Below are 13,092 nucleotides of genomic sequence, written 5' to 3' on the forward strand. Positions count from 1 at the left end.
TCGCCTCAACGGGATCGATCGGCGTCTCGACGCGTTCGATCAGAAAATCGATGCGCGATTCGCTCAGGTCGACGCGCGCTTCGGGCATGTCGAGCAACAGTTCATGTGTGTCATCGGCTTGATCGTCACGTCGTGGGTGACGACGATCCTCGCGGTTCTGCTCCACCGCTAACCGCAGCCGCTCGGAAATCCACAAAAACGCGCTCCCACCGGGCGCGTTTTTGTTTTGTATTTTTATCAATGGGAATGTTGACAAGATGAGCGCGCTTTCGTATAAGTGAATGAACCATCCAACGATGCGATGGTTGCGGTCCAATGGGCCGGTCCATTACATAGTCCGCCACCATCCATTTTTAACTGTCGATCGAGAGGAGCCGTCCGTGAGTACCATAGAGAACCGCGCCGCATCGCTCAAAGCCGCCTGGGCAAACGATACCCGCTGGAGCGGCGTCGAGCGCCGTTACAGCGCCGAAGAAGTCGTTCGCCTTCAGGGGAGCGTCGTCGTCGAACAGACCCTGGCGCGGCTGGGTGCCGACCGGCTCTGGAGCCTGCTGCACGAATCCGCCGCCACCGCGGCGCTGGGCACCATGACCGGCGGCCAGGCGGTCCAAGCCGCCAAGGCCGGCCTCAAAGCGATCTACTGCAGCGGCTGGCAAGTCGCCGCCGACGCCAACGTCTCGGGCAACGTCTACCCGGACCAAAGCCTCTACCCGGTCAACAGCGTCCCGACGCTGGTAAAGCGCATCAACAGCGCTCTCCAGCGCTACGACCAAATCGAGACGGTCGAAGGACACGGCGGGGAAGAACACTACCTCCCGATCGTCGCCGATGCAGAAGCCGGATTCGGCGGCGCGCTCAACGTGTTCGAACTGATTAAGGCCCTCATCGAAGCCGGTGCCGCCGGCGTCCACCTCGAAGACCAGTTGAGCTCCGAGAAGAAGTGTGGACACTTGGGAGGCAAGGTGCTGATCCCGACACAACAGGCGGTTCGCCATCTCGTTGCGGCCCGACTGGCGGCCGACGTCTTGAACGTGCCGACCATCATCATCGCGCGCACCGATGCGGGAGCCGCGACGTTGATCACCAGCGATATCGATCCGGTCGATCGCGCCTTCATTACCGGCGATCGCACGGCCGAGGGATTCTTCGTCACCAAACAAGGCATCGATGCGTGCATCGCGCGTGGTTTGGCCTACGCGCCCTACTGCGATCTGCTCTGGATGGAAACGTCGGAGCCCAATATCGAGGAAGCACGCGCGTTCGCGCAAGCCATCCACGCGAAGTTCCCGGGGAAACTGCTGGCATACAACTGCTCGCCGTCGTTCAACTGGAAGAAAAAACTGGACGAGAGCGCGATCGCAACCTTCCGCGAAGATCTCAATGCCATGGGATACAAGTTCCAATTCATCACGCTGGCAGGCTTCCACGCGCTCAATTACAGCTTCTTCGAACTAGCACGCGATTTCAACGCTCGCGGCATGTCGGCGTACGCCGAATTCCAGCAGTCGGAATTCCGCAGCGAGGAGTTCGGTTATACCGCAACGCGTCATCAGCGCGAAGTGGGGACCGGTTATTTCGACGAGGTCGCGCAAGTCGTGAGCGAAGGGCTCTCGTCCACCACGGCGCTCAAAGGCTCGACCGAGACCGAGCAATTCTACGAGAACGGCCATCGCGAGCACGCTCACGCATGAACTTCGCACCAGCCGGCTTTGCAATCGATCGCGACCTGCCAGCCGGGTTCGCAGAGTTCTATCGGCCGCTGCACGAGCGTTTTACGCCCGAACAGCAACGCTTAGCGCGCGCGCGGGCCACCCGGCTCGCGCGCTCGCACGCGGGCGAATTGCCGACGTATGCCGCACCATCCGAGGCCACAACCACGGCATGGCAGATCGAACTCCCCGAGTGGTGCCGCGATCAACGTAACCAGATGACTGGGCCCGCAGACGATGCGGAACTCGTCGTCAAGATGATCAATTCAGGCGCTCCCGGCGTGATGCTCGATCTCGAAGACTCGATGGCCAACACCTGGGATCACCTCATGCTCGGGCACGCAAATATCGTGCGCGCGCTCTATGGCGAACTCACCTACGAAGATCGTAAGCGCGGAGGCACCGTCGGCATCAAGCCGAGCCCGACGGTAGTTTGGAACCGCGTCCGCGGGCTGCACATCTCGCAAGGGGGTATATTCGAAGACGCCCTGACGAGTGCGTCACTCTTCGACGTCGCGCTCCTGGCATACAATCTCGATTTCGAGCGCCTGCGTCATCCACTCTGCATCTACATTCCAAAATCGGAAGCGGCCGACGAAGCGTTCTGGTGGCGCGATCTCTTTGGAGCGTTGATCGCGGCAAAGGGATGGAAGCCGGGATCGATTCGCGCGATGGCGCTAGTGGAATCCCATCCCATGGCGTATGCCATGGAAGAATTTCTCTTTAACCTGCGCGAGTATATCCTAGGGTTGAACTTGGGCCGCTGGGATTACATGGCGAGCTTGATTCACTTCAACCTGCACGATCCGCAGTGGTTGCTGCCCGACCGCAACACGATTCCGCTCGACATTCCGTTCTTCCAAAACTTGCGGACGTTGCTCCCGGATACTACGCACAAGCACGGAGCGCTCGCGATCGGCGGCATGACCGCACTCTATCCCAGCCGCGAAGATCCCGAACTCAACGCGCGGGCGCTGGCCGTCCTCGAACGCGATAAAAAGAACGAAGCGTCGTGCTTCATGGACGGCGCGTGGACCGGCCACCCGGACCAAAACGCGATCGCCGTCGCGCAATTTCCCGCCCCGAATCAGTTGGATCGCCGCCCCCATCTCGACGATCCGCACCCCGATTTGCGGCCATCGCCCAAGGGTGTCGGGTCGACCACGCTCGAGGGCACCCGCGCTGCCGTGCGTACGGTCATTCGCTATCGCAACGGCGTGCTCGAAGGCCGGGGCGCCAGCCTCCTCGACGGCTATATGGAAGACCTCGCGACCGATCGCATCTATCGCCTGATGATCGCGCAGCGCGTGCGCTTCCCGGGCGCGTACACGCCGCCGTCTTTAGGGGGCCTCTTCGACGAAGAGCTCGCCCGCATCGTTGCGGAGTTGCCGGCCGGAACCGACGACGCGACGAAATTGCGATATCGCAAGGCTCGCGATCTCTCCGAGCAGATGATCGCCACCGGAGCATTCGATCCCACATAGCCTAGCGTGAAAAGGGGTGCGGCCGCATGAACGGCTGCGCCCCTTCTCGTATCTCGGGGACGATGACCCAACAAGCAGCGCTCCTGGTCCTGGCCGTCGTGGCCGTCGGCATTCTGCATACGCTCGTACCGGACCACTGGGCCCCGATCGCGCTGCTGGCACGGCAATCCGGCTGGACGCGCGTCCAAACGGCGCGCGCCGCCTTCATCGCAGGCTTCGGGCATACCGTCTCGACCCTGGCGATCGGCATCATCGTCTGGCTCGCAGGAGTCGCCTTCGCCGAGCGTTTCGGCCGCGACGTATCGGTCGCGTCGAGCCTGGCGCTCATCGGATTCGGCGGGTGGATCGCGATCTCGTCATGGCGGGAAGCTCGCGGAGACGCGCATCACCAACACGGCCTCGGCGACGAGCATGACCACGAGCATGATGTCGATATCGCCAGCGGCGCCGCGCGCCTTGCCAAGCCGAACGCTCGAATGGCGCTCCTGCTCATCCTGGGCTCCTCGCCGATGATCGAAGGCATCCCGGCGTTCTTTGCCGCTTCAAAATTCGGCTTTGGATTGATCGCGCTGATGTCGGTGCTGTTCGCTGCGAGCACGATCGTGACGTACATGGTCCTGTGCGTCTACTCGCACGCCGCCTTGGAGCGCGTCTCGTTCGGCCCGCTCGAGAAATACGGAGAGGTCCTCAGCGGCGCGTTCATCGCGATCGTCGGCGTGGTCTTTCTGATCTGGCCGATTGCATAATGCGTCCCGCTCGTCCCAGAGCGGTTGACAGCGCGTGCGGCCTTTCGTTATGACGGTGCTATGAAGAACCTACGGATATACGGGCTCTTCGCGCTGTTCACCGCGATCGGGTTGCTCTTCTTCAGCTACCATTACCTCAACGATCTTGCCGACGGGGTCCACGGCACCGCTCCGCAACGCTTCATCGAGGAAATGACCGGGGCGTATGCGGCACTTGCCCTGGTGCCGTTCGTCGCCTGGGTCGTCCGCACGTTTCCGTGGTCGCGCGATCGCTGGTACGGGGCCCTCCTCGCGCAACTCGCCGGCGCTCTAGGTTTCTCCGTCGCGAAGACGACGCTCCAGGAAATCAGCCGCACGCTCCTCTTTGCGGCCTCGGGATTGGGACACTACAACTACGGCAACATGCTCTATCGCTATCCGATGGAGTTTTCGAACGATATCGTCGTCTATGCGGTGATTGCCGGCTGCATCTATATCATCGCTCGCATCTCGCTGGCGCGCGCGGCCGAATTGCGGGCCTCCGAGCTCCAGGTCGCGCTCGCGCAGGCGAAACTCGAGAATCTGCGGCTCCAACTCCACCCGCACTTTCTGTTCAATGCGCTCAACGCCATCTCTTCGGTCATGTACGAGGACGTCGGGAAGGCCGACGCCATGCTCGCGCGGCTGAGCGATTTTCTGCGCGTTATTCTCTCCTCTGCCGAAGCGCCCGAAGTCTCGCTCGAGCGCGAATTGGAGATCGAGGGATTGTACCTCGACATCATGAAGGCGCGCCTGGAAAACACATTGCGCCTGAACGTTCGCATCGAAACCGGAGCCAAGAACGCGCGCATTCCGGCACTCCTCCTGCAGCCCATCATCGAAAATGCGATTCGTCACGGCATGAGCGACGCCCGCACCGCGCTGGAGGTCACCATCGAGGCCGAGCGCGTCGACGAGCGAACGCGCGTCCGAATTCGAGACAACGGGGTGGGCCCGGGCCCGCATCGCCGTGCGGGACACGGGCTCGCGAACGTCAGCTCTCGCCTTTCGCTATTGTTCGGCGACTCGTGCGAATGCAGCATCGGCGCACACGATGCCGGCGGCACGATCGTCACCCTCTCGTTTCCGTACCGGCACGCGGACGCATGATTCGCGTCATCATCGCCGACGACGAAGCACCGGCGCGCCGCAAGCTGCAGCGCTTTCTGCGCGAGCAACGCGACATCGTCGTCTTCGCAGAGGCGGCCAACGGAAACGAAGCCATCGAGCTAGCGAGGGCGCACCATCCCGACCTCCTCTTGCTCGACGTACAGATGCCGGATATCGACGGCATCGAAGTCGCGCTCGCGCTTGCGCGCGGCGAGCATATGCCGCACATCGTCTTCGTTACCGCGTTCGATCACTACGCCGTGCGCGCATTCGAATTGAGCGCCATCGACTATCTCTGCAAGCCCTTCGATCGCGAACGCTTCGACCGGACGATCGAGCGCGTTCGCGCCGCGCAACGGCGGAGTGAAGGGCCGGCCGATCAAGGCGAACTCAGCACGAAGCTGGAGAGCATGCGGCAACCCGGAACGCATCTCAAGCGGTTGCTGGTCCCCGACGGCGACCGTTCGTTCTTTGTCGCCGTAAGCGACATCGCGCGCTTGGAAGCGGATCGGAATAACGTCATCGTGCATGCACGGGCGGGATCCTTTCCCATACGCGCCACGTTAGAGTCGCTCGAAGAGCGCCTCGACCCGCAGCAGTTCGTGCGCGTCCACCGCTCGCATATCGTCAACATCGACGCGATCAAAGAGGTACAGCCGTGGTTTCACGGCGATCAGCAGATCGTCTTGCGCGACGGCTCGACGCTGCTCTGGTCCCGGCGTTTCGCCGGCCGCCGGCCGGACATCCTCACCTAAGTCCCGCTCGTCCCAACGCCGGGCCCGTTCGTCCGCGATCGATAGCATCGGCGCCCGATATCGCGTACATCTAGGATATGAGCAAGCATCGCCTCCCGCTTATTGCCGCGATCGTAGCCTTTTTAATACACCTCGTTGGAAACCCGCACTACGGCTTCTTTCGCGACGAACTCTACTTTATTATCTGCGGCCGGCACCCGGCGTGGGGATACGTCGACCAACCACCGGTCGTCCCGTTACTCGCCGCCGGGTCGCAACTCTTCGGCCACTCCCTCCTGCTTCTGCGCGCCGTTCCGGCGCTGTTTAGCGGAGCGAGCATGTACGTCACCTGTCTCCTCGTTGCGGAAATGGGCGGCGGTGCCTTCGCCCAGATGTTGGGCGCGCTCGTCGCGTTTTTCTGCCCGGTGCTCATGAACTTCGGGATGAAAGCCTCCACCGATATGCCCGGCTTGGTGTTGTGGCCGCTGGCGGCGCTGTGGATTTTGCGGCTCACGCGCGGCGCCGACCCGCGCCTCTGGCTGGCAGCCGGCGCCGCGTTAGGCATCGCCTTCGAGAGTAAGTATAGCGTCCTATTTTTCGCAGCCGCGATGCTGATCGGTTTATTGCTGACGCCGCAGCGGCGCATTCTCCGCACACCCTGGTTTGCCGCAGGCGCCGCGCTCGCAATTGCCATCGCCGCGCCGAACGTGATTTGGCAAGCCGTTCACGGCTTCCCGATGTATACGCTGCTCGAAAATGGGGCACACGGGAAAAATCTGGCGGTCGGTCCGCTCGTATATCTGCTTCAGGAAATCCTCATCACGAATCTGTTTCTCGCGCCCGTCTGGATCGTCGGCCTCGTCTATCTCTTTCGCACGCAAACGCTGCGCTTCTTCGGTTACGCCTACGTCATGCTGATCGCGATGATGATCGCGCTGCACGGTAAGCATTACTACCCGGCCGATATCTACCCGATCCCGATCGCGGCCGGAGCCGTGGCGATCGCCGGATGGATAGAGCGCCTCGTGGCCATACGCACCGTCGTGTTGGCGTACGCCGTCATCGGCGGCCTCGCGTTCTTGCCGTTCGCTCTGCCTATACTGCCCGAGACGCAGATGCTCGCCTATCAGAGCGCGCTGCTTAGCGCGCTGCATCTCCAGCGCCATACGCTCGCAACCGAACGGCATCGGCAACAGCCGCAACTTCCGCCGGATTGGGCCGATATGCACGGATGGCCGCAGTTGGCGTATGACGTCCGACGCATCTACGATGCGCTGCCGCCGGCCACTCGCGCCCAAACCGTCGTCATGGCCCAGAATTACGGGCAGGCGAGCGCCATCGCGTTCTTCACTCCCAGCGTTCCGGTGGCCAGCGGACACAACCAGTACTGGTTGTGGGGAGCGCGCGCCATTCGGCAGCATCGTCTGACGGGCGAGAACGTGATCGATCTCGGCGGGGATTGCGGGCGGAGCCGGCATCTCTTCGAGAGCGTCGAGCGCGTGGGGACGTTTAGCGCACCATACGCCATGCCGAGCGAGAACAACCTCCCGATCATGCTCTGCCGGCACCTGCGCGTACCGATCGCGCAGCTCTGGCCTCATTTGCAAGAGTACATTTAATGCCGGAAACACTCCACGAGGTGATCGTTCACCAATCCGGTCGCCTGCATGAACGCATACATGATGGTCGGGCCGACGAAACGGAAGCCGCGTTTGCGCAGGTCTTTGCTCAAGGCCTCGGATTCGGCGGTTGCGGCCGGAACCTGCGCCGGCTCGCGCCAGCGGCGCTCGATCGGCGTGCCGTCGACGAAGCGCCACACGTACGTATCGAACGAATCGAACTCGTGCACGACGCGCAGAAAAGCCCGGGCGTTATCGACCGTCGAGGTCACCTTTGCGCGATTGCGAATGATCCCGGGGTCGGTGAGAATTTTTTCAACGCGCGCGGGCGTAAATCGCGCAACGCGCACCGGATCGAAGTTTGCAAAGACTTCCCGGTATCGTTCGCGCTTGCGCAACACGGTTTGCCAACTCAAACCGGCTTGCGCGCCTTCGAGCGTGAGAAATTCACAGAACGTGCGATCGTCGTGGACGGGAACGCCCCACTCGGCGTCGTGGTACGCGATCATCTCGTCGGTCGATGCCCAAGAGCAACGCATCATTGTGGGTCGATAACCTCCAAAAGCCGTGGATAGACGCGATCGGCCAGCTCCGGGTGGCGCAGCGGCTCGATGATGTCGTGCGAAAAGGGCAAATCGGTCAATTCCATTGCATGAACCCGGCCGTCCGCGTGCTGGCGCAGGCGGGCTGCCAATCGCCGAACCGCACGGTTGTTGATCGCCGCCTCCCGGGCGTTGATGACAAAGGTTAAACGCTGCGCCAGCACCGGCGCCGCAGAAGCATCGCGCATGACTTGACGCGCGAGCCGGTAGGATTGCGCGACCGCATGCGTGGCAAAACGCGGGTACCCGTGCTCTGGAAGCTGCCTTTCGCGCGCAATCGGGTTCCACCAGCCGAACCGGTTAGGGACGCGCAGCGCCAGCTCCATAATCGGACTCATCCATCGGTTCGGGATCCACGAGACGCCCAGAAACGGCGCGATCGCGACCGCAGATTCGATCGCTTCGTGTTGAGCGCTCCAAATCGCGAGCAACCCGCCCAGCGAGAAGCCTACGACGGTTACGCGCTCGCCCAAATCCTGCGCGATGGCGACGCTCTCGCGAGCGGTTCGCTCCAGCCGCTCCTGGGTGAGCCCCGCGAGCGCCGCCGAGAGCCGGTCACCATAGCCATGCCGGGGAAGCCTTGGAACGAGTACGTTGTGGCCGCGCGCGTGCAAGTCGTGCGCGAACCGCGAGAATTGCGTCGGACTCGCCGAGAGCCCGTGAAAAAGCACGAATGCTCGCGGCCGGCGCTCCCCATGTATCAGCAGCTTGGTCCGCCCGGCCTCGCCGATGCCCGCGTGGTCCCGCTCGAGAAAACGCTCCAGCCGTTCGAGGGCCGCTTGTGGCAGGTCGTTCATCGAGAGAGGTTCCGCATCCAGACGTCCGTAAGAACAGCGCTAAGTGTTCCTCGAACGTAAGCGCCCGCGCCCTTACGTTCCTCCTCGATCGCAGACCATTCGGGGGCCCCACTTCGTGGGGGCGCGCAGCGGCGAAGCCGCGGAGTGCCTTTCAAACACTGGGGCCCCCAAAATCGCAAAGCGATTTTGGGGTAAACACACGTGGTGCTTAGTGGTGACCGGTAATCATGGATGTCTCTTCAAATGCAGCGCGCGCGTTCATCGACCTGGACGAGCGTTACGGCGCGCATAACTATGCCCCCCTGGATTTGGTCGTGGAACGCGCGGAGGGCGTTTGGCTCTGGGACGTCGACGGTAAACGCTACCTCGATTGCATCAGCGCCTATTCGGCGGTAAACCAAGGGCACTGCCACCCGCGCATCATGGCCGCTCTCCTGGAGCAAGCGCGCAAGGTTCCGCTCACTTCCCGCGCGATGCGCAACGACCGGATGGGACGCTTTCTCGAAAAGCTCACGACGGTGACCGGATTCGAGCGGGCGCTGCCGATGAACACCGGCTCCGAGGCGGTTGAAACCGCGATCAAACTCGTGCGCCGATGGGGCTACGACGTTAAGGGCATTCCGGAGAACCGCGCCGAGATCATCGTCTTTTCCAACAATTTCCACGGTCGCACGACCGCCATTATCAGCGCCAGCACCGAGCCCGGCTACCGTCGCAGCTTCGGCCCGTACACGCCGGGATTCGTCTTCGTGCCGTACGGCGACGCGGACGCGCTCGAGCGCGCGATCACGCCCAATACGTGCGCGGTACTCATCGAGCCGATCCAGGGCGAGGGCGGCGTGATCGTGCCGCCGGAAGGCTTCATCAAGCGCGCCTGGGCCCTCTGCCGCGAGCACGAAGTGCTGTTCGTCGCCGACGAAATTCAGACCGGATTCGGACGCACCGGCGACCTCTTCGCTTGCGATTACGACGGTATCAAACCCGATGTGTTGATCGTCGGTAAAGCGCTCGGGGGCGGCTATTATCCAGTCAGCGCCGCGCTTTCGAGCGCCGCGATCATGGATCTGTTCGGGCCCGGCGATCACGGTAGCACCTTCGGCGGCAACCCGCTCGGCTCGGCCGTGGCCGAAGCCGCGCTGGATGTGATCGTCGAGGAAAAACTCGCCGCGCGCGCGCGCTATGCCGGCGCATCGCTGATGCAAGGCCTGCGCAACGCGCGCTCGCCGCTGGTTAAAGAGGTCCGCGGACGCGGCTTGATGATCGGCGTGGAGATGACGGTCCCCGCGAAAGCCTTGGCGTACGCCCTCCTCGAGCGCGGCGTTGCGGCGAAAGACACGCACGAACGCGTGCTTCGTCTCGCACCTCCGCTCGTCATCGACGACGACGCCGTTGCCTTCTTGCTCGAGCGCTATCGCGATGCGCTCGCTTCGCTGAGCGTTTGACGATGCTCGAGCATAGCGGCGATCCGCGTATCGACTTCCAATGGGACGTTCCTGCGACGTTCAACTTCGCACGCGACGTCATCGACCGGCTCGCGCGGGAAGATCGCGCCGGCCTCATCTTTATCGACGCCCAGGGCGTACGAACGTCCTACACCTTCGCCCAAATATCCGATGCGTCCATGCGGTACGCCCGCGCGCTTGCGGACAGCAATATCGGCCACGGCGACCGTGTCATCGTTTCGCTTCCGAAGGTTCCGCAGTGGCTCTTCGTCATGCTCGCACTCGATCGCTTGGGTGCCGTGGCCATTCCGTGCGCGGAGCAATTGCGCGCAAAGGATCTGCTCTTCCGCGCCAATCATGCCGGCGCCGTCGCACTCGTTGCCGACCGAAGCAATTACGCCGAAGCCGAGCAGATGCGCGGCGCCGCCAAACAGTTGCAGTCGCTCCTCTTGGTGGGCGGCAGCGCCGACCGATGGATCGATCTCGACGCACTCGCCGCAAGCGCCGACCCGCTGGCCGGCGTGGAAACGCGCAGCGCCGATTGGGCTTACATCGTCTATACGAGCGGAACGACCAAAGACCCCAAAGGCGTCGTTCACGATCGCGCGTACACGTTTGCCAAACGCATGCAAGCGCGCTACTGGCTCGATGCGACGCCGGACGATCTCGTCTGGTCCACCGCTGCCACCGGTTGGGCGAAATCGCTCTGGAACGTGCTGCTCGGCCCGTGGTCGTGCGGTAGCACCATCGTGCTGCACGAAGGCGCCTTCGACCCCGCCCAACGACTCGATCTGATCGAGGAACTCGGCGTCACGATTCTCTGCCAAGCGCCCACCGAGTACCGCTTGGAGGCCAAGCTCGAGGACTTAGCGACGCGCTGGAGGTTCCCCAAACTGCGCCATTGCGTCAGCGCCGGAGAGCCGCTCAATCCAGAAGTGATCGAACGCTGGAAAAGCGCCTTCGGCCTAACGATTCTCGACGGCTACGGCCAAACCGAGAACTCGCTGCTCGTCGCAAATTTACCGGGTGACGCGGTACGCCCCGGCTCGATGGGCCGCCCCACGCCCGGACACGACGTACACGTCGTCAATGAAGACGGCGCGATATGCACGCCCGGCGAAACCGGCGACATCGGCCTACGCGGCAATCCTCCAACGCTCTTCAAAGGCTACCTCCACAGCGACGAAGAGACGCAGCAAAGCTATCGTGGCGAGTGGTACCTCACCGGCGACCGCGCAAGCGTCGACGAAGACGGTTATTTCTGGTTCGTCGGACGCGCCGACGACGTTATCAGCTCGGGCGCGTATCGCATCGGTCCGTTCGAAGTCGAGAGCGCGCTGCTCGAACACCCGGCCGTATCGGAATCGGCCGTAGTCGGCAGCCCCGACGCGGATCGCGGCAACATCGTCAAAGCGTTCGTCGTCCTGCGCAAGGGCTTCGATCCAAGCGCCGAGCTCGTGCGAGAATTGCAGGCTCATTGCAAACGCGTCACCGCTCCGTACAAATATCCACGCGAAATCGAATTCGTCGACGAACTTCCGAAAACGCGCTCCGGAAAAATCCGCCGCGTCGAGCTCCGCCAACGCGAACTCGAACGCAAAGGCGCCAACCGCGCCAGCGGCTTCGTATAACATCCACCTAACCTTTGCGTCTGGTACGGCGCGGCGGGGAGCAGTGGTGGGATCGGGAGCGTGCAGTTTTTTCGACCTGGCCCGGAGGGCCATTTCCAAACTTCGTTCTGTCGAAAAAATGCTCGAGCTAAGAAATTTCATGGATGAAATTTCTTGGCGTCTCCCGATCCCGCCACTGCTCCCCGCCGTGCCGTACCAGACGCGAACCCCCACAAAAAAGGCACGGCGCAAGCCGTGCCTTTTGCTTTCCCGTGTCCGTCCTATTTGCCGGTGAGGGGTTTTGGGATGTCGCTGAGACGATCGGGCGTACCGGGGATACGCACGAGATGCGGGTAGCGCGGGCCGCCGTCGTAAGCTACGGAGACTTCGCGATACGTTTGCGTGCGTTCTAGGAGCAAGCGAATCGGCGCGTGCGAGTGCTGCGATTCGACGAGCGCGTTGTAAAGCGTGTCGGCCGAATATTGGCGCCCGTTGACGGCGACCACTTTCGTGAGTATCCCCACACCGGCTTTCCATGCTGGAGAGCCTTGCTTCACGTCGTAAATCGATCCGTCTTTCGCCATGTTTAGGCCGATCGAGTACCAGAAGTTGTCTTTCTTTACCCAATGCTGCGGCTTGTCGGTATAGACGAGCTTCCATCCATCGGCGGTGAAACCGTCCGGCGGATGTACGCTGATGTCATCAACCCAGGTTTTGAAGAAACCCGCCCAATCGTATGGGAGAATTTTATTCAAGCCTGCGATGATATCCGCGCGGTTGTAGGTTTTGACGATCGGCCCGGTGTTATGCTGGCCGAAGAACGCGCGCGCGAACGTGTCGAGCGACTCTTTGTTATCGGTCTTTTCGCGAATGATGCTGTCGGCTTTGAGCCACATCAGTTCGCCTTCGGAGTAGAAATCGACGCGGCGGCGTTCGGCCGTATATCCGGGTGCGGCTCCGTACAGAAACGGGGCGGAGACCGCCGTGTCGAGCAGCGGGCGCCATAGACGGCCCGGCTCGTTGTCGTAGTAGGCGTAGGTGGCGGCGATGTGATCCGGGTAGGTCTTCTGCGCGCGGATACCGTCGCGCCACGACATCACGTTGCCGTAGTACTGGGTCATGCCTTCGTAGACCCAGAGGAGCGAGTCGTCGTACGGAATCTGCAGATTTTTCTGGTAGAGGCCATCGGGCATGCGATACTTACCGTCCCACGAGTGGTTG

11 protein-coding genes are annotated in these 13,092 nt (G+C 62.3%); 8 read left to right on the forward strand and 3 right to left on the reverse strand.

All coding sequences use genetic code 11. The features are described from left to right. Nucleotides 1-380 precede the first annotated feature (380 nt). The 6 genes from aceA (at nt 381) to VMW12_12835 (ending at nt 7,420) form a co-directional block, all read left to right on the forward strand. Nucleotides 381-1,691 carry an isocitrate lyase gene (gene aceA, locus VMW12_12810; GenBank protein ID HUZ50599.1) on the forward strand — a complete coding sequence of 437 codons (1,311 nt, stop codon included), beginning with the start codon at nt 381-383 and terminating at the stop codon, nt 1,689-1,691. Then, nucleotides 1,688-3,193 carry a hypothetical protein gene (locus tag VMW12_12815; protein HUZ50600.1) on the forward strand — a complete coding sequence of 502 codons (1,506 nt, stop codon included), beginning with the start codon at nt 1,688-1,690 and terminating at the stop codon, nt 3,191-3,193. The genes aceA and VMW12_12815 overlap by 4 nt, the downstream gene beginning before the upstream one ends. A 62-nt stretch (nt 3,194-3,255) precedes the next feature. After that, entirely contained in the window at nt 3,256-3,939 is a 684-nt protein-coding gene (locus VMW12_12820) for a hypothetical protein (GenBank protein HUZ50601.1), read from the forward strand. Between the two features lie 60 nt (nt 3,940-3,999). Then, entirely contained in the window at nt 4,000-5,067 is a 1,068-nt protein-coding gene (locus tag VMW12_12825) for a histidine kinase (GenBank protein HUZ50602.1), read from the forward strand. Continuing rightward, complete coding sequence (locus VMW12_12830) at nt 5,064-5,822, forward strand: LytTR family transcriptional regulator DNA-binding domain-containing protein (protein HUZ50603.1); 759 nt, start codon at nt 5,064-5,066, stop codon at nt 5,820-5,822. Before VMW12_12825 ends, VMW12_12830 begins: the two co-directional genes overlap by 4 nt. Before the next feature lie 77 nt (nt 5,823-5,899). Continuing rightward, nucleotides 5,900-7,420 carry a glycosyltransferase family 39 protein gene (locus VMW12_12835; protein ID HUZ50604.1) on the forward strand — a complete coding sequence of 507 codons (1,521 nt, stop codon included), beginning with the start codon at nt 5,900-5,902 and terminating at the stop codon, nt 7,418-7,420. Here VMW12_12835 and VMW12_12840 read toward each other — a convergent pair. Together VMW12_12840 and VMW12_12845 are read right to left on the reverse strand one after the other, a co-directional pair. Continuing rightward, nucleotides 7,417-7,962: a DNA-3-methyladenine glycosylase I gene (locus VMW12_12840; protein HUZ50605.1), complete on the reverse strand. Its 546-nt coding sequence runs from the start codon at nt 7,960-7,962 to the stop codon at nt 7,417-7,419. The genes VMW12_12835 and VMW12_12840 overlap by 4 nt on opposite strands. Beyond that, on the reverse strand, nt 7,959-8,819 hold the full coding sequence (locus VMW12_12845) for an alpha/beta fold hydrolase (protein ID HUZ50606.1): 861 nt from the start codon (nt 8,817-8,819) through the stop codon (nt 7,959-7,961). Before VMW12_12845 ends, VMW12_12840 begins: the two co-directional genes overlap by 4 nt. A gap of 227 nt (nt 8,820-9,046) precedes the next feature. On the opposite strand from VMW12_12845, the gene rocD reads away from it, so the two are divergent. Together rocD and VMW12_12855 are read left to right on the forward strand one after the other, a co-directional pair. Further along, entirely contained in the window at nt 9,047-10,261 is a 1,215-nt protein-coding gene (rocD, locus tag VMW12_12850) for an ornithine--oxo-acid transaminase (GenBank protein ID HUZ50607.1), read from the forward strand. Between the two features lie 2 nt (nt 10,262-10,263). Beyond that, nucleotides 10,264-11,892: an AMP-binding protein gene (locus VMW12_12855; GenBank protein HUZ50608.1), complete on the forward strand. Its 1,629-nt coding sequence runs from the start codon at nt 10,264-10,266 to the stop codon at nt 11,890-11,892. A gap of 260 nt (nt 11,893-12,152) precedes the next feature. On the opposite strand, the gene VMW12_12860 is transcribed toward VMW12_12855, so the two are convergent. Further along, nucleotides 12,153-13,092, reverse strand: a 940-nt coding sequence (locus tag VMW12_12860; protein HUZ50609.1) for a hypothetical protein, incomplete at its 5' end; no start/stop codon positions are given.

Source organism: Candidatus Dormiibacterota bacterium, from assembly GCA_035532835.1.
Taxonomy (GTDB): domain Bacteria; phylum Vulcanimicrobiota; class Vulcanimicrobiia; order Vulcanimicrobiales; family Vulcanimicrobiaceae; genus DAHUXY01.